Here is a 22,047-nt window from a genome sequence, read left to right on the forward strand (position 1 = left end):
ATGCTGAGGAACGTCTTTCGTACTGCCCTGCTGCTCGGCCTTGGCACGTTCGCCCTGGCGCCGCCGACGCTGGCAACGCCCGCGTCCGATGCCGCCGACGGCTGGCTGCGCTATGACCGCGAGCAGATCGCCGCCAGCGGCGCCCGCTCGCTGGCCGACTTCCTGCGCCAGCTGCCGCTGAACCTGCAGGGCTCGCTGCGTTCGGCGCGGACCGAGATCGACCTCGGCCACGCCGGCATCGACCTGCTCGGCGCCGGGCCTGAGCGCACCCTGGTCCTGCTCGACGGCCAGCCCCTGCCCGACTCCGCGGTGACCGGCCGCGGCGCAAATATCGAATGGCTGCCGCTGGCCGCGATCGAGCGCATCGAGATCCTGCCGCGCTCGGCCGCCAGCCGCTTCGGCGGCCGTGCGGCGGCCGGCGTGGTCAGCCTGCATTCGCGCCGGGCGGACGGCGCCAGCGCCGGGATCGGCCTGCACGCGCCGGAGCGCGGCGGCGACCTGCAGCGCGAGGCCAGCGCGCGCCTTGGCGGCCAGCGCGGAGACTGGCGGGCAAGCGTGGGTGCCTATGTGCAGTCGCTTGATTCGCTGGGCTATCCGGACCGATCCACCCTGTCCACTGGCGGGCTGTCGACCTTCTCCAACAATCTGCTGCGCGCGGTTCCGGTTTCGGGCAGTCCCTTCGGATTTCTGCCCAGCAGCTTCATCAGCCATCCCGAGTTCGGATCGGCCTTGCCCGGTCCCACCGCCTGTGCTGCGCCGTTCCTGCGTCAGGGCCCGCGCTGCTTCTACGATTTTCGCAGCGTATCCACCCTCGAACCGGCCCTCGAACGGCGCCAGCTGGCGGCCAGCCTGGGCTGGTCGGACGGCGCCGGCGCCGGGTTCCATCTGCAGGCCCTCGCCAACCATAGCCGCGCGCGAGCCCGCGAAGCAGCGGACGTCCGCACGCCCGGCCACATCGTGCAGTTCTTCATCCCGTCGGGCTCACCCAACCACCCCGCCGTGCGTTTCCCCGCGCTGGGCTACGACCCCAGCACGCCCTTCTTCGTTCGTCACCGCATGCTCGGCCTGGGCCCGCGGCATCTGCTGGCCGATCAGGACAGCTACCAGACAACGGCGGAATGGAGCCAGCCGCTGCAGACGTGGAATCTGCGGGCGAGCCTCGCGGCCGGTGGCAGCGACCTGACCCAGTATTCACCCAACCGGATCGACCTCGATGCGGCGCAGGCCGCGGTGGCCTCGGGTGAGTACGATCTGTACACGCCGCTCAACCAGCCGGCTGAGCTGATCGAGCGGATCAGGACCCGCTACGAGCGCCATGGCCACAGCCGCGTTCAGTCTCTCGAAGTCACGGTGGAACGTCAGGCGCCGTGGTCGGTGGGCGGGTATTCGATCACGCCTCACGCATCCATCGGTCTGTTGCGCGAGGACTACCTCGACAGGGCGGACCCGAGATCGGTAGAGGCATCCGCCTCCGCACGCTTGGCAAATCTTGCCGAGGGGGATCGGATGACCCGCTTCCTGCAGGCAAGCGCGCTAGCTTCCTTGGGGAACAGGTTGGACAGCAGCACCGCAGTTCGATGGGAGAAGGCCGGGGGTAGCGCCTGGCGCCCGAACATCGACTTGGACCTCGCTTGGAGCGTATCGGACACGTGGCGCGCTTCGATACGCGCCGAACGCGGCTACCGAGCCGCAAGAATCTCGGTCGACGCGCAGCGACCGGTTTCCGAGGTCACCTCGATCAACGCGTTTCCCTTCCTGCCACCTCTCGGAGACTTCAACCCGATCGTCGAGAACTTCATCGTTCGCAACCCTTCGTTGCGTCCGGAGCGCCACTTCTACGGGAGTGCGGAGTTGGGTTGGCAGCCGAACGAGCGCCTGCAGCTTGCGCTCAGCCTGCAAGACTGGCGGTTACGAGATCGACACCAGCTGATCGATACAACCGAGTTCGCCGCATGTCTGGCCGGCGCCGGCCCGTGTCCCGACGGTGTCACCTTTGTTTCTCCGGGAACTGTGCTGCCATCGCCCGGGCTTGGACTCGCGGGCTGGCGCGTGGACCACGTCGGAGACCTGTTGACCAACAACAGTATGCAGCGCGCCGTCGTCAACCAGGGCGGCGTCGACCGCCGCACTGCCTCCCTGCAGGGCGAATGGCTGACGGGGGAATGGGCATTCGGCGCGCTGAGCCTGCGCGGCGAATGGGTCCGCCTGCTCCGCGAGAGGCTCGTGGACGCGAGGCGCGCTGACCATGCCGACACCTACCCGCGCCAGCGCGCCAGTCTGTCCGCCAGCTGGGAGCGTGGCGCCCATGCGCTGACCTGGCACACGCGCTTTTTCGACCGCACCCTGTCCTTCAACGGCCAGGAGCTGAGAGGCGGCTTCGGCGACCCCGATCTGCCGAGCACGCTGGCAAGCTTCACCCAGCACGACCTGCAGTGGCGCTGGCAACTGGCTGCGCGGTCCACGCTGCGGCTCGGGGTGCTGAACCTCGCCGACCGCAAACCACCGATCGATCCGCTCGCTGGCAGCTACGACCCGCTGCACGCCGACGGCTACCTGCGCACGGCCTACCTGCGCTGGGAGCAGAGCTTCTGACTGCCCGCCGGCGTCGGCGCGCTGCCCGCAAATCGCCACAATTACGGTCGAACCTGCCGGGGTCCTGACCACCGAATGGAGTCCGCCGTGCACCAGCCCCATCGCCGCCACCTGCTGGCCTTCCTCGCCACCAGCGCGCTGTATGCCGCCCTGCCCCTGCCCACCGCCCGCGCCGCCGGCACCGCCACAACGTCGCTCGGCGAGGCCCTGTCTGCGCTGGAGAGGGCCCATGGCGGACGCCTCGGCGTGCAGGTCGTCGGCCTCGACGGGATTCCGCAAGCGGGCCACCGCGCCGACGAGCGCTTTGCCCTGTGCTCGACCTTCAAGCTGCTGCTGGCCGCCGTGGTGCTGCGCGAGGCCCAGCACGGACGCATCGACCTGAACAGGCCGATCCGCTTCGGCAAGGCCGACCTGGTGCCCTACGCCCCGGTGGTCGAGAAGCATCTGGACGCCGGCGCACTAAGTCTGCGCGAGCTGGCCCACGCCACCCAGACCACCTCGGACAACGTGGCCGCCAACCTGCTGCTGCGCGAGCTTGGCGGACCCGAGGGCTTCACCGAAAAGCTGCGCGAACTGGGCGACACCATCACCCGCATCGACCGCATCGAGCCGCAGATGAACCTCGTACCTAGCGGCGAGGTGCGCGACACCACCACGCCGCGGGCCATGGCCGAAACCGTCCATCGCCTGTTTACCACCGACCTGCTGGACGAGGCTTCGAAGGCCACGCTGAAGTCCTGGATGATCGAAACCCGCACCGGCCTGCGCCGCCTGCGCGCCGGCCTGCCGGCGGACTGGGAGGTCGGCGACAAGACCGGCACCGGCGTCGCCTCGGGCATGGCCAACAAGCACAACGACGTCGCCGTGGTCTGGCGGCCCGGACTACCGCCCCTGGTCATTGCCGCCTACTGGGAGGCGGACGGCTACTACCCCAAGACGCGCCCGCAAGACGAAGCCGTGCTGGCCGAGGTGGGCCGGCTGGTCGCCAGCGCGGGCTGATCTTCCAGACCCGCACACCGGCACGAAGCCGCGCGCCCCACCTGCCGCCCGCGACACCCTCCCCACCGTTCGGGCTGAGGTATCGAAGCCCGAACGGACGCGGCAGAGCACTGGAGCCCAGCTACCCCCGCCGCGCCAGCCAGTAAAGCACCGTGCCCGCCGCCAGCAGGGCCGCCGTCGCCAGCACCGACTGCAGCGACACCTGGGTCAGCAGCCCGATGCAGAACAGCGCCGCCAGCACCGGGACGACCGGACCGCCGGACAGGCGCCAGGCATCCGCCGGCGCCTGCCGTGCCACCGCCGGCATGGCGGCGATGCAGCCGAGATAGATCAGCAATCGCGTCAGCACGCTGAGCGAGGCCAGCCAGACAAAGCTGCCGCTGGCCGCCAGCGCCCAGCAGAGGAAGGCGTAGGCCAGCACCGAGAACCAGGGCGTGCGAAAGCGCCCGGACACGACGCCGAAGACCCCGGGCACCAGTCGCTGCTCGGCGAAGGCATGGGTGATGCGCGGCACCGAGAACATCGAGCCAAGCAGGTTGCCGCCCACCGACATCACGATGGCGGCCAGGATCAGGGTGGCGCCGAACGGCCCGAGCAACTGCTGGCCAAGGGCCACCAGCGGACGCTGGGTCTCGGGCAGATTCGGCAACAGCGCGATGCAGGCCCATTGCAGCACCGCGTACAGCACCGCGCATACCGCGAGCGAGGCCAGCAGGGCCCGCGGCATGTCGCGCTGCGGCGCCCGCGCCTCGCCGCCGGGGATCAGGCCGGATTCGAACCCGACATACGCGTAGATCATCAGCAGCAGGGCCGCACCGAAGGACACCTCGCCGAGCGCCGGCAGCGGCGGCGGCTGACCAGCGTCGGGCAGCGCGAACAGCCCGAGCACGGCCAAGGCCAGCAGGGGCAGCAGCTTGCCCGCGGTCAGTGCGGCCAAAGACTGCATGGCCCGGCGCACACCGATGATGTTGAGCAGGGCCAGCAGTGTCACCAGCGCGGCCAGCGCCAGCATGCGTCCCGCACCTTCTGCGACGCCGGGGATGAAATAGGCCAGCGCAGCCAGCAGCAGGTTGAGGTTGGCGGCGAAGGCGGTCATCCGTGCGATGTACATCGCCCAGCCCGCCTGGAACCCGGCCTGCCGGCCAAAGGCGATCTGCACATAACGGGCCGGTCCACCGCTTTCCAGGGTGGCGCTGGACAGCGCGGCAAAGCAGAGCATCACCGGCGCGATCAGCACGGCAGTCGCCAGGAACAGCCAGGGGCTCCAGCCTGCGGCCAGCCGCGCGCCCTCGGCAGGAATGCCGAAGATGCCGGCGCCGATCATTCCGTTCAGCACCAGCAGCCAGAGGCCGAACACGCCCAGCGTGCGCGGCAGTGAGGAAGGCGTCGGGGAATCGTTGGCAGGCGTCATGCGCCGAGTAGCGCATGGGCCCGAGCTTCGCGCAAGCGCCCTCAACCCGTTACGTAGGAGCCAGCTTGCTGGCGAATGGTCTTCCAACCGGAATGATCGCCAGCAAGCTGGCTCCTACACGAGGTGCTGCGTGCTACTGCTTGCGGAATACGATCTTGCCGCCGTGGGCGTCGACCAGGAGGGCATCGCCGGGAACGAACTCGCCGGCGAGGATCTGCTGGGCCAGCGGGTTCTCGACCTGCTGCTGGATCGCCCGCTTCAGCGGCCGCGCGCCATACACCGGATCGAAGCCGACATTGCCGAGCAAGGCCAGCGCCGAGTCGCTGATCTCGAACCGGATCTGCCGCTCGGCCAGGCGGGTGGCGAGGTATCCGGTCTGGATCTTCGCAATGGCGCGGATCTGCTCCTTGCCCAGCGGATGGAACACCACCAGCTCGTCGAGACGGTTGATGAACTCGGGGCGGAAATGCGCCTGCACCACACCCATCACCGCCGCCTTCATCTTGGTGTAGCTCTCCTCGCTGTCGTCGCTGAACTCCTGGATCAGCTGCGAGCCGAGGTTCGAGGTCATCACGATGACCGTGTTGCGGAAGTCCACGGTGCGGCCCTGGCCGTCGGTCAGGCGGCCGTCGTCCAGCACCTGGAGCAGCACATTGAACACGTCCGGGTGGGCCTTCTCGACCTCGTCGAGCAGCAGCACGCTGTACGGCCGGCGGCGCACGGCCTCGGTGAGGTAGCCGCCCTCCTCATAGCCAACATAGCCCGGGGGCGCACCGATCAGCCGCGCCACGCTGTGCTTTTCCATGAACTCGCTCATGTCGATGCGAACCATGGCGTCGGCCGAGTCGAACAGGAACTCGGCCAATGCCTTGCACAGCTCGGTCTTGCCCACGCCCGTCGGGCCGAGGAACAGGAATGAGCCGTTCGGCCGGTTGGGATCCGACAGCCCGGCGCGCGAGCGACGGATCGCATCGCTGACCGCCTTGACCGCCTCGTCCTGGCCGACCACCCGCTGGTGCAGGGCCTCTTCCATGCGCAGCAGCTTGTCGCGCTCGCCTTCCAGCATCTTGCTGACCGGAATGCCGGTCCAGCGCGAGACGACCTGGGCGATCTCCTCGGCGGTGACCTTCTGCTGCAGCAGCTTGAAGCCCTTCTGCTCGGTCTCGGCCGCCGCGGCGAGCTGCTTCTCCAGCTGCGGCAGCTGGCCGTACTGGATCTCCGAGGCGCGCTGCAGGTCCTGCCGGCGATGCGCAGCCTCCAGCTCGGTCTTCAGCTGCTCGATCTGCTCCTTGATCTTCGCCGTGCCGCTGACCGCGGCCTTCTCGGCCTTCCAGATCTCCTCCAGATCGTTGTACTCGCGCTCCAGCGAGCCGATCTCGGATTCGAGGTCGGCCAGGCGCTGCTTGGACTCGGCGTCCTTCTCCTTCTTCAGCGCCTCGCGCTGGATTTTCAGCTGGATCAGCCGGCGCTCCTTGCGGTCCATCTCCTCGGGCTTGGAGTCGATCTCCATGCGGATGCGCGAGGCCGCCTCGTCCATCAGGTCGATGGCCTTGTCCGGCAGCTGGCGGTCGGCGATGTAGCGGTTCGACAGCGTCGCCGCGGCAACGATGGCCGGGTCGGTGATCTCGACCCCGTGGTGAACGGCGTAGCGCTCCTTCAGGCCGCGCAGGATGGCGATGGTGTCCTCGACGCTGGGCTCACCGACCAGCACCTTCTGGAAGCGGCGCTCCAGCGCGGCATCCTTCTCGACGTACTTGCGGTATTCGTCCAGCGTGGTCGCGCCGATGCAGTGCAGCTCGCCGCGCGCCAAGGCGGGCTTTAGCATGTTGCCGGCGTCCATCGAGCCTTCGGCCTTGCCGGCGCCGACCATGGTGTGCAGCTCATCGATGAACAGGATGACCTGGCCTTCCTGCTTGGCGAGATCGTTGAGCACGCCCTTCAGGCGCTCCTCGAACTCGCCGCGGAACTTGGCGCCGGCGATCAGCGCGCCCATGTCCAGCGACAGCACGCGCTTGTTCTTCAGACCTTCCGGCACCTCGCCGTTGATGATGCGCTGGGCCAGGCCTTCGACGATGGCGGTCTTGCCGACGCCCGGTTCGCCGATCAGCACCGGATTGTTCTTGGTCCGCCGCTGCAGCACCTGGATCGTGCGCCGGATCTCCTCGTCGCGGCCGATCACCGGATCCAGCTTGCCCTTCTCCGAGCGCGCAGTGAGGTCGATGCAGTATTTCTCCAAGGCCTGCCGTGCCTCCTCGGCATTGGCATCGCTGACCTTGTCACCGCCGCGCAGGGCCTCGATGGCGCGCTCGACGGTGGCCTTGTTCGCGCCGGCCGCGCGCAGCGCATCCCCAAGCGCGCCCTTGTCCTCGGCACAGGCCAGCACGAACAGCTCGCTGGCAATGAACTGATCACCGCGCTGCTGGGCCAGCTTGTCGGCGACGTTGAGCAAGCGGGCGAGATCATTGCCCAGGCTGATATTGCCTTCCTGGCCGCTGACCCTGGGCAGGGCATCGAGCATTTCGCCCAGGCGCTGGCGCAGGGCCGCCACGTTTACCCCGGCCTGCGAGAGCATCGGCCGGGTCGAGCCGCCCTGCTGGTCGAGCAGGGCCACCAGCAGATGCGCCGGTTCGATCAGGTTGTGGTCGCGGCCCACAGCCAGGCTCTGGGCATCGACCAGGGCCTGCTGGAAGCGCGAGGTGAACTTGTCCATCCGCATCGGTCTGCCTCGATCAGGGGGCGGTCGCCGGGACCGCCGATGGGCTAGATGTGCGGATGATCGCGCCGGGATTCAAGACGCCGCTTGACTGCGCTCAAACTCCGGCGCTAACGCGCTGTTCAATCGTGAGGCTGGATCCAGACCAGCGTCGCCATCCGTCCGCTACGCCCGTCGCGGCGATGCGAGTAGAAGCGGGCGGGGTCGGAGATCGTGCAGTGCCCGCCGCCGTACACGCGCCCTACGCCGGCCGCAGCCAGGCGCTGGCGGGCAAGCCGCGGCAGATCGCAGAGCCAGTGACCGGGGCGGGTCGGCGCGAAGGCTGCCTCGGCCTCGGACGAGGCGGCGGTAAAGGCCTCGCGCACCTCGGCTCCGACCTCGTAACGCTGCGGGCCTGCCGCCGGACCGATCCAGGCCATCAGGCGTTCGGGCGCTGCGCGCATGGCCTCGACCCCGCGTTCGACGATGCCCGCCGCCAGCCCGCGCCAGCCGGCGTGGATGCCCGCCACCTCGGACGCATCCTCGGCACAGAGCAGGATCGGCAGGCAGTCAGCGGTCAGGATTGCGAGCACCTCGCCGGGGTCCGCAGTCACCGCGGCATCCGCCTCGATCTCGGCCCGGGCGTCGCCGCGGCAGAAGCGCCAGACCCGATCGCCGTGCACCTGGCGCAGCCAGCGCGGCGCCGCGGGCAGCTCGGCGACCCAGCCCAGCGCCTCACGGTTGTGGGCGACCGCGGCGGGGTCGTCCCCACAGCGGTCACCGAGGTTGAAGCTGTCGAAGGGCGGTTGCGATTCACCGACCTGCAGCCCTCGACGCAGGGTGCTCAGTCCAACCACGCCGGGTGGCGCTGGCCAGTCGGCGCGCAGCAGCACCGACTCCCGCACCTGGCGGTCGAGCATCCGGCCGAGCGGCCGCCGGATGCCCTCAGTCGGCATGCCGCTCGCGATCCTGGCGCAGGGCCAGGATGAGGGCGGCAAGGTCCGCGGGACGCGGAGCCTCGGCCAGGACTTCCTCGCCGGTGATCGGATGGGTGAAACCCAGACGCTCGGCATGCAGGGCCTGGCGACGGAAGCCGCGCAGGGTGCTGTCCAGGGTTTCCGTCGCCTGTCGCGGCAGGCGCAGGCTGCCGCCATACAGGGGGTCGCCCACCAGCGGAAAGCGGATGTGCTGCATGTGCACGCGGATCTGGTGGGTGCGCCCGGTTTCCAGCTGGCACTCGACCAGGGTGTGGGCACGGAAGCGCTCGCGCACCCGGTAGTGGGTACGGGCGGGCTTGCCGGAGTCAGTAACGGCGCGTTTGAGACGGTCGCTGCGGTGGCGGTCCAGCGGCGCGTCCACCGTCCCGCCGGCCAGCACGTTGCCATTGACCACGGCCTCGTACTGGCGGTGGATGCCGCGCTCACCGAGCAGGGCCACCAGGGCGGTGTGCGCCGCCAGCGTGCGCGCCACCAGCAGGGCGCCGCTGGTGTCCTTGTCCAGCCGGTGGACGATGCCCGCGCGGGGCAGCTGTTCAAGGCGGGGATCCAGATGCAGCAGCGCATTGACCAGGGTCCCGTCGCGGTTGCCGGCGCCCGGGTGCACGACCAGTCCGGCCGGCTTGTCGACGATCAGCAGATGCTCATCCTCGAAGAGCAGCTTGAGCGCGATCGGCTCCGAGCGGTCGCGGGTGGCGACGGCCACCTCGGCGGCCAGCCGCACGACGGCGCCCTCGGCCACTGGGGTGCGCGGCTTGGCGGTGACTCCGTCCACGGTCAACTCGCCGGACTTGATCCAGCCGGACAGGCGCGAGCGCGAGTGCTCGGGAAACAGCTCGGCAACGGCCTGGTCCAGACGCAGTCCGGCCTGCGCGGATCCCACGCGGGCTTCGGCCTGGACCAGGGAAATCGGGGTGGAACCAGTTCGGTGATCGTTCACATCAGTCATGCTTAATGGAGGCCCGCGGCGGCTTTGGGCTATCATCGCCCGCTTCGAGCCGCCCCCGGCGCTCATCGACTCGGTAGAACATGATCCACCATCAAGGCCTGCTCCGCCCAGCACCGCGTACCGCCCTGCCCTCGCTGGCCCGGATCGGCTGCCTGTTCCTGCTGGCCCTTTCGCTGGCCGGCTGCAAGTGGTTCCAGAAGGAAGACCCGCTGGAAACCCTGCCGGTCGACCAGATGTACGCCGAGGCCAAAAGCGCCCTGGTCGGCGGCAATCTGGGCCGCGCGACGCGCTACTACCAGCGCCTGATCGCCCGGTTCCCCTACGGCCCCTACACCGAGCAGGCCCAGCTCGAGCTGGCGTATGCCCAGCACCGCAACAACGAGCCGGAGGATGCGCTGTCCACCATCAACCGGTTCATCCGCACCTATCCGGCGCACGACAAGGTGGCCTACGCCTTCTATCTCAAGGCCCTGATCAACTTCGAGCGCGGCAATTCCGCGCTGGACCGTCTTGTCGGCATCGACGCGACCCAGCGCGACCAGGCCTTCAACGTCCAGAGCTTCAATGACTTCGCCGAAGTCATCCGGCGCTTCCCTGACACCCGCTACGCCGTCGACGCCCGCCAGCGCATGGTCTACCTGCGCAACCGCCTTGCCCGCCACGAAATCAACGTCGCCCAGTACTACCTGCGCCGCAAGGCCTGGGTCGCAGCACTCAAGCGCGGCCAGTACCTGATCGAGGTCTACCCGCAATCACGCTACCAGTCGGATGCCCTGGCGGTCATGGCCGAAAGCTACCGCCAGCTCGGACAGGACACCCTCGCCGACGACACCGTCCGCGTGCTCGAAGCCAATGATCCCCAGCACCCGTACCTCACCGGCGGCTGGCCCCGCCAAGGTGGCTGGTGGCGCAAACTGCTGCCCTTCGGCGACGAGCGCCGCGGCAGCTGAAGCGCCCCCCTTCAGCCTCACGCCTGCTCCAGCCGACCACCGGGGATCCGGAGGGGGCTGCCAAGCTGCTGGCCATTGCTACTCCCAGCGCGCAATGAAGTGCAGATTGCGCTCAAAGAGAAGCCCGGCAACCGGCCCGTAGAGTCCGAGTCTTCCTACCCGGGCCGTCTCGTTCATCCGCAGCGACTCACGGAGTTCATTCCAGTCCGGAGCAGTGAGATAGTTGTAGGGCAATGCGACGCCGAATCTGGCGTTGCCCACCCAGTCCATGACCGACAGGGTTGCCCGGGCTAGGGGGCCATCGAGCACGTGATCCTTGATCAGCAGGCCGCCTTTGCTGACGCGGGCGGCCTCTTCCAGCAATCGCCGAGGCTGCTCGATGTGGTGGAGAACGTCGACGAACATGCAGATGTCGACCGACCGATCGGGCAGGGGAATGTGTTCGCCGTCGAACTCGGCGACCGGGATTGCCGTCTGAGGCCGCACCAGAACATCCACGCCGGAGATCGACAGATCGGGGCGTCGCTCCAGAATCTCGGCAGCGACCTCACCGCTACCGCACCCGATGTCCAGCACTTTCGAACCTGTCGGAATCAGGGAGGACAGCCGGGACGCGAGCACATTCCTGCGACGACTCAGGACGAGCGAGCCGTGTAGCCAGCCGATCATCTCGCGCTTCCCCAGCCTTGGCGGTCAAGGCGAAGAACGCCCATCATGAACCCGCCGAGCACCACCTGCAGGCCCATGAGAAACATCGTCACCGCAGGAATCGTGACCCTCATCATGTCGGATGGAACCAGGCCTCCAAACTCTTCTTGGCCCCAGGTGAACAACGCCCAAAGGCTAAGCGCGAACCCAGAAACGGAGAGCAGCGCGCCGAGTGCCAACCAGGACTCGAAGGGGACGCGGGCAACCGCGCGTTCAAATCGCGGATCGGGAGGGAGCGTGCCGGAGTAGAGGCCGAATAGTTTTGCAAAAATTCCGAAAAAGACCGCCTGGGCCCCGCCGAGCATGCTGGCTGAGGTGTAGAGAAGCGTGTGAACGTCAAGCTCGACCCCCACTACGCCGACGGGCCCCATCAGAAGCACGATGTGGCCCGCGAGCCCTGCCGCAATTGCCACGAGGCCCGGGTAGAAGAAAAGCCACCGGGGTGAGAACAAGAGCAGGAACCTGAGGTGGCGCCAACCGTCTGACCAGGTGCGGAGATGGGGCCTACGGTCACGCCCATCGACGCGAAGCTTCGTCGGCACCTCTTCGATCCTGTACTCGGCCAGAGCTGCCTTCACGATCATCTCGCTCGCAAACTCCATCCCCTTGGTCGCCAGAGCCAGGTCAAGAAGCCTCCGCCGATTGGCGGCTCTGAGACCGCAGTGGAAGTCCCCCAGATCGACCCGGAAAAACAGGCGCCCGATGAAGCTGAGGACTGGGTTGCCGAGGTATCTGTGAAGAAGTGGCATCGCTCGTCTTTCGATACCGCCCAGGAATCGGTTTCCCACGACCAGGTCTGCACCATCTCTTAGCCGATTGATGAAGGGGGCAAGAGAGGAGAAATCGTAACTCTGGTCTGCATCCCCGATCGCCACGTATCGACCGCGGGCTCCCGACACCCCAGCCATGATCGCGCTACCGTACCCGCGCTCTCTGGCATCCACCACGCGTGCTCCCGAGGATCGGGCGAGTGCAGGCGAGCCGTCGCTGCTTCCGTTGTCGGCAACCACGACCTCCCCGACGATTCCGCTTTCCGCAAGAAACGACTTGGCCTCTTCTATGCACCCAACAAGCGTTCGGGCCTCGTTGAGGCACGGCAGGACGATGCTCAGCTCCATCTCCGGTGAACCAGCGCGTTCTTCACCTGTCATCTAATTGTTCCGAGAAACCTCGACGATTCTGGCGATCGGCCGGAGCGATCCATCCCGAAGCGGCACACGGTGCTCCGCCACGAGAGAGAAACCTTCCGGAAGCCGATCAGAGAACAGTTCGGCCTCCAGTGGCTCCAGGACTCCCTCCTCCAGCAACTCGGTGGCCGAGCTGCTTGCAAGCCTACTGTTATGAACTAGCACATAGGAGATTCGAGGTTCGCTCCCAGGCAGCGCGGCAGCGGGTTTGCGAAAGCGATCCATCACCTGCAATGCCCCACGCGTCTGGACAGGCGTGACGACCATGTTGTTCGCGAGCACACCACATCGGCTGAAGTAGCGAGCGTAGTGTCCGTGGTCCCAACGCGCAAGGACAGTTCCAGGGCGGTCTGCGCATACTTGACGAAGGCTGAGATAGATCGGATACACCGAGGAGAACTCCACGGAGCCGGCCAACGGTTTCGCTGTGGCGTGCAATCGCCAGCCCGGGATGCACGCGAGGGCGAAGCTCAACGCCAGCAACGTGCCCGGCCATCGGAGCTTCCCCGTTTCTGCAACCTGGTACCGCAACAACATCCATGCTGCGCCAACGCTTAGTCCCAGGTATGCGAAATAGTTGAACCTGTACTGCGCCATCGCCAGCGCCAGACCCAATAACGCGAAGCAGGCCATTGCAGCTCGCCCGTCAACTCTTGGCTCGGTTGCGAGCGCCTTGGACAGCTGGAACCCGATCCATGGCGTCAGAAGGAGAAGAGGGGTGTACCTGGCTACGGTGATCCAGAACGATCCGCCAGTCAGCGACGCATACACGGATTCAACTTCCAGAATCCCTTCATAGAGAGGCAGGTCTCCCGAAAGGTAGGTCATCCCCTTCATGATCTGTGTGCCTGAGAGCAACAAGGCCAAACAGGCAAGCAGGGTCAGGCCTTGAATAGTCCTGGGCGAGGGCTTGCTTGCCGCCATTGCGCCAACGAGCACAGCGACGATGATGCTTGCTGCAAGATGGAACCACGAGAACCAGTAGTAGGCGAACTTCAGCTCCAGGAAGGCCTGGGAGGGGAGGAGCAGCAGCGTCTGCGTGACAAGCATAGAGGCGGCGAAGTATCTGGCGCTCTGGGCGAAGTCACCGGAACGCCCCCTGCACCACACCACTCCAAAAAGAAGCAGAACCGGCGCGAACAGGACGATAAGCGAAGTGGCGATGCCCTGCGAAACGGAAAGCGCAACACCGCAGAGGATTCCTTGAAGATTCGAATCCGGGGAATCGAACCATCGCATCGTCGCCAAAGTGACACACAACACGGATGTGGTTTCCGCAAAGTGATGATCGATGTGTCCGAATCCGTGCACGAAGTGCACGTTGGGCGACCAACAGAACAGAAGCAGCGCCAGAAGCCGCAGTGAGGGTGCCAACCCCGCCTGCTTTGAGATCAGCAGGATCAAGGCTCCGTTCAACAGGAAGAAGGCTGGGGGAACCGCCCCAAGAAGCATCGCCGGATCCTGTGTGGGCATTGCAATGCGCAACAGGCCCAGAACCAGAGACATCAGCGAATCGTACAGCCAGGGCCACGCCACCAGATGACCCGTGGGCACGTAGGATTGCGTGTCGAACTCCCTGGGAACCCAGCCAGAATCCGTAGCCCCCATGATCCGCAGGGCGTGATAGAAGGAGTCCGCACCCAGGAACCCGTACTCGCCGATCAGCTGCACCGAAGGCAGGAAGGTAAGGCTTCCGAACAACCCGGTAGCAAGAACGACCGCCACGGAAGCAGCCCGAAAGAGCCCTGTCGCCCCAGCTCTCGGACCGGACGCGAACGACTCCGTCATGCGTTCCGCAGCGGGAGTTCTGCGCCACATCCGATGGCGCGGCGGCCACCGGAATCAAGGAGCCCTCGATCCGGACTGCAGCTCATCGCTTCAACTCCACCCCGAGGTGATCGGGTAGCGCCGCTCGCGGCCAAAGGCACGCCGCGACACCTTGGGGCCCGGCGCCGACTGGCGCCGCTTCCACTCGTTGATGAATACCAGCCGTGCCACGCGCATGACCGTGGCTTCGTCGAAGCCCTCGGCGATGATCTCGGCACGCGACATCTCGCGGTCGATGAATCGCTGCAGGATGGCATCCAGCACCTCGTAGGGCGGAAGCGAGTCCTCGTCCTTCTGGTTCTCGCGCAGCTCGGCGCTGGGCGGGCGGTCGATCACCGCCTGCGGGATGACCTCGCCGTCGCGGTTGCGCCAGCGGGCCAGCTCGAAGACCTCGGTCTTGTAGACGTCCTTGAGCGGCGCGTAGCCGCCGCACATGTCACCGTAGATGGTCGCGTAGCCGACCGCGTACTCGCTCTTGTTGCCGGTGGTGAGCAGCAGGTGGCCGAACTTGTTGGACAAGGCCATCAGCATCGCGCCACGGCAGCGTGACTGCAGATTCTCCTCGGTGACGTCGGCCTCGCGGCCCGCGAACATCGGCCCGAGCGCGCCCAGGAACCCCTCGAAGGCCGGCTCGATAGACAGGGTCTCCAGCCGAACCCCCATCGTGTCGGCCTGGACGGCGGCGAGGTCGTTGCTGAGATCCGAGGTGAATCGCGAGGGCAGCCGCACGGCGAGCACATTCTCAGGCCCCAGTGCATCGACCGCGATGGCGAGCACGAGAGCCGAATCGATGCCCCCGGAAAGTCCGACCAGGGCGCGACGGAAACCGTTCTTGCCTAGATAGTCGCGGGTGCCACGTACCAGGGCGCCCCAGGTCAATGCGAAACGGGTCTCGTCGCCGGCCTCCGGCCAGGCTGCCCTTGTCCACTTGCCACTGACGGGGTCGAGATCGGCCAGGAGCAGGGCCTCCTCGAAGTCCACCGCCGCCGGGTGCAGGTGGCCGTCGCGGTCGGCCAGCACCGAGCAGCCATCGAACACCAGCTCATCCTGGCCGCCGACGGTATTCAGGTAGGCAAGCGGAACCGGGTGTTCAGAGAGCCTGCGCGCCAGCACCTCGTCGCGCTCATGCGGCTTGTCCGCCTCGTAGGGTGAGGCATTCGACACCAGCACCAGATCGGCGCCGGCCTCGACCGTTTCGCGCAGCGGCCGCGAGAACCACAGGTCCTCACAGACCAGCAGGCCGATGCGCAGCCCACCGGCGTCCACCACCACCGGCTCGCTGCCCTTGGCGAAGTAGCGACGCTCGTCGAATACGGCGTAGTTGGGCAGCTCGCGCTTGCGATATGTGGCCTCGATCCGTCCGTCGCGCAGCACGCTGAGCGCGTTGTACACCGCAGGGCCGCGCGACTCGGGATGCCCCAGCACGACGACGATGCCCTCGACACGGCGGGCGACATCCGCGAGGGCATCCTCGCAGGCGGCGAGAAAGCTCGGACGAAGAAGCAGATCCTCAGGGGGGTATCCGGACAAGGCCAACTCCGGGAACAGAATCAGCGCTGCTCCGTACCGGTCACGCGCCTGGCACGCGAGCTCGACGATGCGGCTTGCATTCGCCCCAACCTGGCCGACCGGGAAATCCGTTTGGGCGAGTGCCAGCCTCATTGGCAGAGCCCCGGACACTTCTGGCCCTCGCGCGCCTCTCGCCCCATGCTATTCCTCTTCCAGTTCCAGAATGTTTCGCAGGCGTTGCGCGACAACCGGAGACAACGCCTCCACGTATGCACTGGAGAGATGCTGCGTGTCACGGTAGACCGGCGTGCCGGAGCGGACGGCCCGGCAGTCCATCTCGTTGCACACGAGGTCGTTCAGATGGAGGATCGTGACGCTGGGCATGGCATCGGCGACTTCGCGGTTTGCAGCCAGCTCCGGTGCAATGGACTCGTCACTCGGCTGGAGTCGGCAGGACGCGCCGCCCAGCCATTTCGGGCGCCACTCACGACGCGCCAGACAGACAAGCGGATCCTCGCGTAGAACGGGGGTCGGCTGGAGTAGGACGACTTGCCTTGCCGTTTGTGAGAGAGCTGCAAGCATCTGCATGGACCCGGCGATCCATTCGTCCTCGGAGATATCGTAGGAGGCCCCGGAGCCAGTCACGATCACATCTGGGGACAGCGAAGTCAGGTAGCCCACGACGCCTTGCCGCCACTCCTCGCACTCATAGAACGGCCTCCCCAGCCTGGGGTAGTAGAATCGCGCGTGGACCATTGGGCAGGCTGACTTGGTCAGCACGACGAGCCTCCACGTCGGCGCAGGAAACGCTGCGCGCAGGCTTTCGTACCATTGCAGAACCACGCTGTCTCCCAGGATGACGGCGGTCCTTGAAAAGCCTTCGTCCTCCGCGACGCACGGCAGGATGCGGGCGGATCGGTACCAATCGTCGCAACCGAGTCGGTAGATCGAGGGGAGGTCCCTTGCCGCCATTGCGAGTGACGCCTGCGCGGGCTCTGCAGCCCAACGCTGGGCTGAGTCACGCCACTGGAGCGCCGCGAATGTCGCGATCGCCATGAGCAGCAATGAAGTCGTGACGACCGCCGCCGGGCGAAGGTCCAGCCAGCGGGCATGACGCACGGGGTGCTCGACCCAATGGTACGAGAGCAGCGCCGGAAGCAAGGCGGCCGCCGCCGCGAGCAGACGGAAGCCCCAATGGAGGTCGCCGAGCGCGGCGTCAGCGAGCAGCAGTGCCGGCCAGTGCCAAAGATACCAACCATAGGACATGCGCCCGAGCCATTGAGCGCCGGAGGAACGCAGCAGGCCAGGCAGGAAGCCTACACCATGCTGAGCGGAGAGCAGGATCAATGCCGCACCAAGAGACGGTCCAGTCGCCCACAGCCCTGGGTACTGCTCGCCCCGCCCCAGCATCGCGACCGAGCCAACGACGAACAGCGTGCCAATCATGCATAGGGACGATGCAACCGCGGTCAGCGGCCTTTCGAGACGCGCTGCCAAGTTCGTCAGCAGCCGATGGCCGCGAAGGAAGACGATACCGCCGAGCGCGAACTGCCACGCTCTAGAAAAGACGGTGTAGAAGGCCAGGTCCCGGCTATGGAGGGCCAACAGGAGGCTGGCGAGCAGGGAGACCAGCAGCAACAGGACCAGGGTGCGGACCAGCTGCGACACCCGGCTGTCCTCAGCGGCGGCGGCGCGCGACCAGAGGAACCAGAGCAACAGGGGCCAAACCAGATAGAACTGTTCCTCGACGCCTAGAGACCAGGTATGCAGGAAGAGCTCACTCTCCGCGCCGTGCCCGAAGTAGTCCAGTTCGGCAAATGCAAAGCGCATGTTGGTAAGCCACCACGGCACGAAGGCCGCGGTGCGCGCCTGCGCAATCTGCTCTCCAGGCGCGAGAAGAATCGTAGCCAGTGACGCGACGACGCCGAGCATGACGAGCAATGCGGGGAGCAGCCTACGGAAGCGGCGTGCGTAGAACTCAGCGAAGCGCACGCCTCCCGACTGGGAAAGTTCCGCCACCAGCAACCCGGTAATCAGATAGCCAGAGAGCACGAAGAACAGGTCGACCCCGACGAATCCGCCCTGCAGGAACGGCACGCCAGCGTGGCCGACGACCACGGCGAGGATGGCCAATGCGCGCAGCCCCTCGACCTCGGGCTGGAATGGAAGCCGGTTCATGGAAGACGCGTGAGCGCTCACTGCGGCGCCAGCCCCGCCAGGGGGCCCGGCCCGAAGCAATGAATCGTCCTGGCCATCTATCAACCCATGCGACACGGCCCGTTCCAAGGGGAACGGGCCGCGCGGCACAAACTCGAACGGTAAAGCAGTTGCCCGGACATTCCAGGCCCGTCGATCACTTCATCTTCTCAACCAGCGCCTTGCCGAGATCCGCCGGCGAACGCACGGTGGTGACCCCGGCCTTCTCCAGCGCGGCGAACTTGCCAGCCGCCGTGCCCTTGCCGCCGGAGGCGATAGCGCCGGCATGGCCCATGCGCTTGCCCGGAGGCGCCGAGGCGCCTGCGATGAAGCCGACCACCGGCTTGGTGACGTACTCGGTGATGAACTCTGCGGCCTCTTCCTCGGCGCTGCCGCCGATCTCGCCGACCATGATGATGCCCTCGGTCTGCGGATCGTCCTGGAACATCTGCAGGGCGTCGATGAAGTTCATGCCCTGGATCGGGTCACCGCCGATGCCGATGCAGGTCGACTGGCCGAGGCCGGCGTCGGTGGTCTGCTTGACCGCTTCGTAGGTCAGGGTGCCGGAGCGCGAGACGATGCCGACCTTGCCCGGCTTGTGGATGTGCCCCGGCATGATGCCGATCTTGCACTCGCCCGGGGTGATGATGCCGGGGCAGTTCGGGCCGATCAGCCAGCACTCGTCGTAGTGCGCCAGCGCGTGCTTGACGCGCAGCATGTCGAGCACCGGGATGCCCTCGGTGATCGCCACGATGACCCGGATGCCGGCGTCGGCCGCCTCGAGGATGGCATCGGCGGCGAACGGCGGCGGCACATAGATGACCGAGGCATCGGCGCCGGTGTCGTCGACCGCGTCCTGCACGGTGTCATAGACCGGCAGGCCGATGTGGTCCTTGCCGCCCTTGCCGGGGGTGACGCCGCCCATCACCTTCGTCCCGTACTCGAGCATCTGCTCTGCGTGGAAGGTGCCCTGCTGGCCGGTGAAGCCCTGGACGATGACCTTGGTGTTCTTGTTGACCAATACGCTCATGGTGAATTCCTGTGGTCGTCGATCGGGCGGGCTCAGGCCACCGCGGCCACGGCCTTCTTGGCCGCGTCGTTCAGATCGTCTGCGGGGATCAGGGCGAGACCGCTGTTCTTCAGCAGCTCCTTGCCCTTGTCGACATTGGTGCCTTCCAGGCGAACGATCACCGGCACCTTGACCCCGACCTCCTTGACCGCGGCGATGATGCCCTCGGCGATCATGTCGCAGCGCACGATGCCGCCGAAGATGTTGACCAGGATCGCCTTGACCTTGTCCGAGGCGAGGATGAGCTTGAAGGCTTCGGTCACGCGCTCCTTGGTGGCGCCGCCGCCGACGTCGAGGAAGTTCGCCGGCTCGGCGCCGTTGAGCTTGATCACGTCCATGGTGGCCATCGCGAGGCCCGCGCCATTGACCATGCAGCCGATGTTGCCATCCATGGTCACGTAGTTAAGGTCGTGCTGGGCGGCCTCGGCCTCCTGCTCGTCTTCCTGCGCCTTGTCGCGCATCGCCACCAGCTTGGGCTGGCGGAAACCGGCGTTGTCGTCGGAGTTGATCTTGCCGTCGAGGGCGACCAGATCGCCGGCGGCAGTGATCGCCAGCGGGTTCAGCTCGACCAGGGCCAGGTCCTTGTCGTTGAACAGCCGGAACAGGCCCATCATGATCTTGGTCAGCTGGTTGACCTGCTTGGCGTTCAGGCCCATGGCGAAGCCGACCTGCCGGCACTGGAACGGCTGCAGGCCCTGAACGAACTGCACCTGCAGGTTCTGGATCGCGTCGGGGTTTTCCTCGGCGACCTTCTCGATGTCGACGCCGCCCTCGGCCGAGGTGATGAAGGAAATCGCCTTCGAGGCACGGTCGATCAGCATCGACAGGTACAGCTCCTTGCCGATGTCGGTGGCCTCGGTGACCAGCACGGTATCGACCGGCAGGGCGCGGCCGCCGCTCTGGTAGGTGGCCATGCGCGTGCCGAGCATGCCGGCGGCGGCATCGCGGACGGCGTCGAGGGTCTTGACCAGCTTCACACCTCCGGCCTTGCCGCGGCCGCCTGCGTGGATCTGGGCCTTGACCACCCACTGCTCGCCGCCAATCGCCTTGGCGGCCTCGACGGCCTGGTCGGGGGTCTGCGCGACACGCCCGGCCGGAACCGGAATGCCGTACTCGGCGAACAGCTCTTTGGCCTGATACTCGTGAAAGTTCATGCTGCACCTGGAATCGGTAGGGGAAGACCGGTCGACCGGAAGGGGCGCGCACAGCGCAGCCCGGGCGGTGCCGGCATAGGGCCGCGGTATTGTGGCGAAGGGCGTCGCCAAAGGCAAAGCGACAGCGCCTGAGCGTGGCGGGCACCCCGCCCGGTCCGGGCTTCGGCTAACCTGCCGGGATGCGGCTTTCCCCCACACGCCGGACGCCCGGCCGCTTCGATCGCGATGCCCAGCAGCGCGAACTCTACTTCTTCACCCTGTACCGCTGCTTCCAGGCCGCGCTGATCGCGCTCGTCGTATTCAGCCCGGTCGGGCTGTCGCTGGCTCGACTGGTGCAGCCGGTGCTGGCCCAGGTGGTCTGCCTGACCTATCTGGTGCTGTCGGCGGTATTCCTGCTGATCGCCACCCGCTCGCGGCTGAAGCTCACCCATCAGGTGCTGCTCGGACTGGGTGTCGACATTCTCGCCGCCCTGCTGATGCGGGCGGCGCTCGAAGGCGTCGACCTCGGCATCGCCCTGCTGCTCATCGTCAACGTCGGCGCGGGCGCGCTGTTGCTGCCGTTCCGGTGGGGCTTCCTGTTCGCCACGCTGGCCGCCGTCGGCGTGGTTTTCGAGTACCTGGTGACCGCCGTGCTCGGCCTCGGCGAGACCAGGGCATCCGAGACGGCGATGCTGGCGGTTACCTACATGGCGGTCGCCGCACTGTGCAACATCCTTGGCCGCAGCCTGCGCGAAAGCGCCCTGCTCGCAGCCGAGCGCGGCGCCGAGGCCGCCAGCCTCGCGCAGATCAACGATCTGATCATCCGCCGCCTGCGCTCCGGCGTGATCGTCGTCGATGCCGCGCACCGCGTGCGTCTTGCCAACGAGACCGCGTGGCACCTGCTTGGCGAGCCGAACCCCTCCGAGAAACGCCTTGAGGTGCTGTGCCCGGCGCTTTCCCGGCACATCACCTCCTGGCGCGTCGATCCGCAGCAGGAGCCGCAGGCGCTGCAGCTGCGCAGCGACCGCCCCGATGTGGTCCCGCGGATCGCCCGGCTGGGCACCTCCGAGGACCTGCTGCTGGTCTTCCTCGACGATAGTGAGCTGGTCTCGAGACGCGCCGAGCAGCTGACGCTCAGCACGCTGGGAAGACTGTCGGCCGGCATCGCCCACGAGGTCCGCAACCCGCTCGGCGCGATCAGCCACGCCGCCCAGCTGCTGGAGGAATCCGAAGCGCTGCCGGACGGCGACCGTCAGCTGCTGCAGATCATCGTGACCCAGAGCCAGCGCGTGAACGGGATCATCAACAACGTTCTGGCCCTGTCCCGCCGCGAGGCCTCACGACCGGAGGTGCTCGAGATCTGCGAATGGCTGGAGGACTTCCTCGGCACGTTCTGCCGCGAACACTTCCTTGAGGCGGGTGCCATCGAAACCGATATCGAGCAGCGTCCGATCACGGCGATTTTCGACGGGCAGCAGCTGCACCAGGTGCTGACCGCGCTGCTCGGCAATGCGCTCAGGCACGGTCGCCGTGGCAGCGCCCCGGCCGAGGTGCGCCTGCGGGCCAGGCTGGACGACGACCAGGCGACGCCGCTGATCGAGGTCACCGACCGTGGCCCGGGCATTCGCCCGGAGCAGGCCGAGCGGATCTTCGAACCCTTCTTCACCACCCACGACATGGGCAGCGGGCTTGGGCTCTACATCGCCCGGCAGATCTGTGAGGCGAATCAGGCAGTATTGGAGTACCGCCCGGCACCCGAGGGGGGCAGCTGCTTCCGCATCGTCCTCTCCCGCCCACTGCGGATCGTCTGAGCCGAACACCGGCAGGTTT

15 protein-coding genes are annotated in these 22,047 nt (G+C 66.9%); 4 read left to right on the forward strand and 11 right to left on the reverse strand.

What is annotated here, in order from left to right; all coding sequences use genetic code 11:
- Both M0G41_RS06470 and bla read left to right on the forward strand, forming a co-directional pair.
- Positions 1–2,592, forward strand: a complete 2,592-nt coding sequence (locus M0G41_RS06470) for a TonB-dependent receptor domain-containing protein (RefSeq protein ID WP_248206679.1) — start codon at positions 1–3, stop codon at positions 2,590–2,592.
- Between the two features lie 87 nt (positions 2,593–2,679).
- Positions 2,680–3,591: a class A beta-lactamase gene (gene bla, locus M0G41_RS06475; protein ID WP_248206683.1), complete on the forward strand. Its 912-nt coding sequence runs from the start codon at positions 2,680–2,682 to the stop codon at positions 3,589–3,591.
- 121 nt (positions 3,592–3,712) lie between these two features.
- Here bla and M0G41_RS06480 read toward each other — a convergent pair whose 3' ends face one another.
- The 4 genes from M0G41_RS06480 to rluD form a co-directional block, all read right to left on the reverse strand.
- Positions 3,713–5,002, reverse strand: coding sequence for an APC family permease (locus M0G41_RS06480; protein WP_248206684.1), 1,290 nt, complete (start codon positions 5,000–5,002; stop codon positions 3,713–3,715).
- A gap of 133 nt (positions 5,003–5,135) precedes the next feature.
- Positions 5,136–7,718, reverse strand: a complete 2,583-nt coding sequence (gene clpB, locus M0G41_RS06485) for an ATP-dependent chaperone ClpB (RefSeq protein ID WP_248206687.1) — start codon at positions 7,716–7,718, stop codon at positions 5,136–5,138.
- A 119-nt stretch (positions 7,719–7,837) separates the two neighbouring features.
- Positions 7,838–8,614 (reverse strand): peptidoglycan editing factor PgeF, encoded by a 777-nt coding sequence (gene pgeF, locus M0G41_RS06490; protein WP_248206909.1) that lies wholly within the window; start codon positions 8,612–8,614, stop codon positions 7,838–7,840.
- Between the two features lie 25 nt (positions 8,615–8,639).
- Positions 8,640–9,638 carry a 23S rRNA pseudouridine(1911/1915/1917) synthase RluD gene (rluD, locus tag M0G41_RS06495; protein WP_425511233.1) on the reverse strand — a complete coding sequence of 333 codons (999 nt, stop codon included), beginning with the start codon at positions 9,636–9,638 and terminating at the stop codon, positions 8,640–8,642.
- An 80-nt stretch (positions 9,639–9,718) separates the two neighbouring features.
- Here rluD and M0G41_RS06500 point away from each other — a divergent pair, with 80 nt between their 5' ends.
- Positions 9,719–10,588, forward strand: a complete 870-nt coding sequence (locus M0G41_RS06500; RefSeq protein WP_248206689.1) for an outer membrane protein assembly factor BamD — start codon at positions 9,719–9,721, stop codon at positions 10,586–10,588.
- Positions 10,589–10,666: 78 nt separating this feature from the next.
- On the opposite strand, the gene M0G41_RS06505 is transcribed toward M0G41_RS06500, so the two are convergent.
- The 7 genes from M0G41_RS06505 to sucC all read right to left on the reverse strand — a co-directional run bounded on the left by M0G41_RS06505 (position 10,667) and on the right by sucC (position 20,238).
- A complete protein-coding gene (locus tag M0G41_RS06505; protein ID WP_248206692.1) occupies positions 10,667–11,257 on the reverse strand; it encodes a class I SAM-dependent methyltransferase in 591 nt (196 codons plus the stop codon).
- Positions 11,254–12,414 (reverse strand): glycosyltransferase family 2 protein, encoded by a 1,161-nt coding sequence (locus M0G41_RS06510; RefSeq protein WP_248206693.1) that lies wholly within the window; start codon positions 12,412–12,414, stop codon positions 11,254–11,256. The genes M0G41_RS06505 and M0G41_RS06510 overlap by 4 nt, the downstream gene beginning before the upstream one ends.
- A gap of 33 nt (positions 12,415–12,447) precedes the next feature.
- Positions 12,448–14,208 carry a hypothetical protein gene (locus M0G41_RS06515; RefSeq protein ID WP_248206696.1) on the reverse strand — a complete coding sequence of 587 codons (1,761 nt, stop codon included), beginning with the start codon at positions 14,206–14,208 and terminating at the stop codon, positions 12,448–12,450.
- 153 nt (positions 14,209–14,361) lie between these two features.
- Positions 14,362–15,972, reverse strand: coding sequence for an NAD+ synthase (locus M0G41_RS06520; RefSeq protein ID WP_248206698.1), 1,611 nt, complete (start codon positions 15,970–15,972; stop codon positions 14,362–14,364).
- A gap of 48 nt (positions 15,973–16,020) precedes the next feature.
- A complete protein-coding gene (locus M0G41_RS06525) occupies positions 16,021–17,997 on the reverse strand; it encodes an acyltransferase family protein (protein WP_248206700.1) in 1,977 nt (658 codons plus the stop codon).
- Between the two features lie 175 nt (positions 17,998–18,172).
- Positions 18,173–19,045 carry a succinate--CoA ligase subunit alpha gene (gene sucD, locus M0G41_RS06530; RefSeq protein ID WP_248206702.1) on the reverse strand — a complete coding sequence of 291 codons (873 nt, stop codon included), beginning with the start codon at positions 19,043–19,045 and terminating at the stop codon, positions 18,173–18,175.
- A 32-nt stretch (positions 19,046–19,077) separates the two neighbouring features.
- Positions 19,078–20,238 (reverse strand): ADP-forming succinate--CoA ligase subunit beta, encoded by a 1,161-nt coding sequence (gene sucC / locus M0G41_RS06535; RefSeq protein WP_248206704.1) that lies wholly within the window; start codon positions 20,236–20,238, stop codon positions 19,078–19,080.
- A 179-nt stretch (positions 20,239–20,417) separates the two neighbouring features.
- Between sucC and M0G41_RS06540 the strand changes: the two genes are divergently transcribed.
- Positions 20,418–22,028 carry a sensor histidine kinase gene (locus M0G41_RS06540; protein ID WP_248206706.1) on the forward strand — a complete coding sequence of 537 codons (1,611 nt, stop codon included), beginning with the start codon at positions 20,418–20,420 and terminating at the stop codon, positions 22,026–22,028.
- Positions 22,029–22,047: the final 19 nt, after the last annotated feature.

The sequence above is a fragment of the Pseudomarimonas salicorniae genome (assembly GCF_023156535.1).
Lineage (GTDB): Bacteria > Pseudomonadota > Gammaproteobacteria > Xanthomonadales > Xanthomonadaceae > Pseudomarimonas > Pseudomarimonas salicorniae.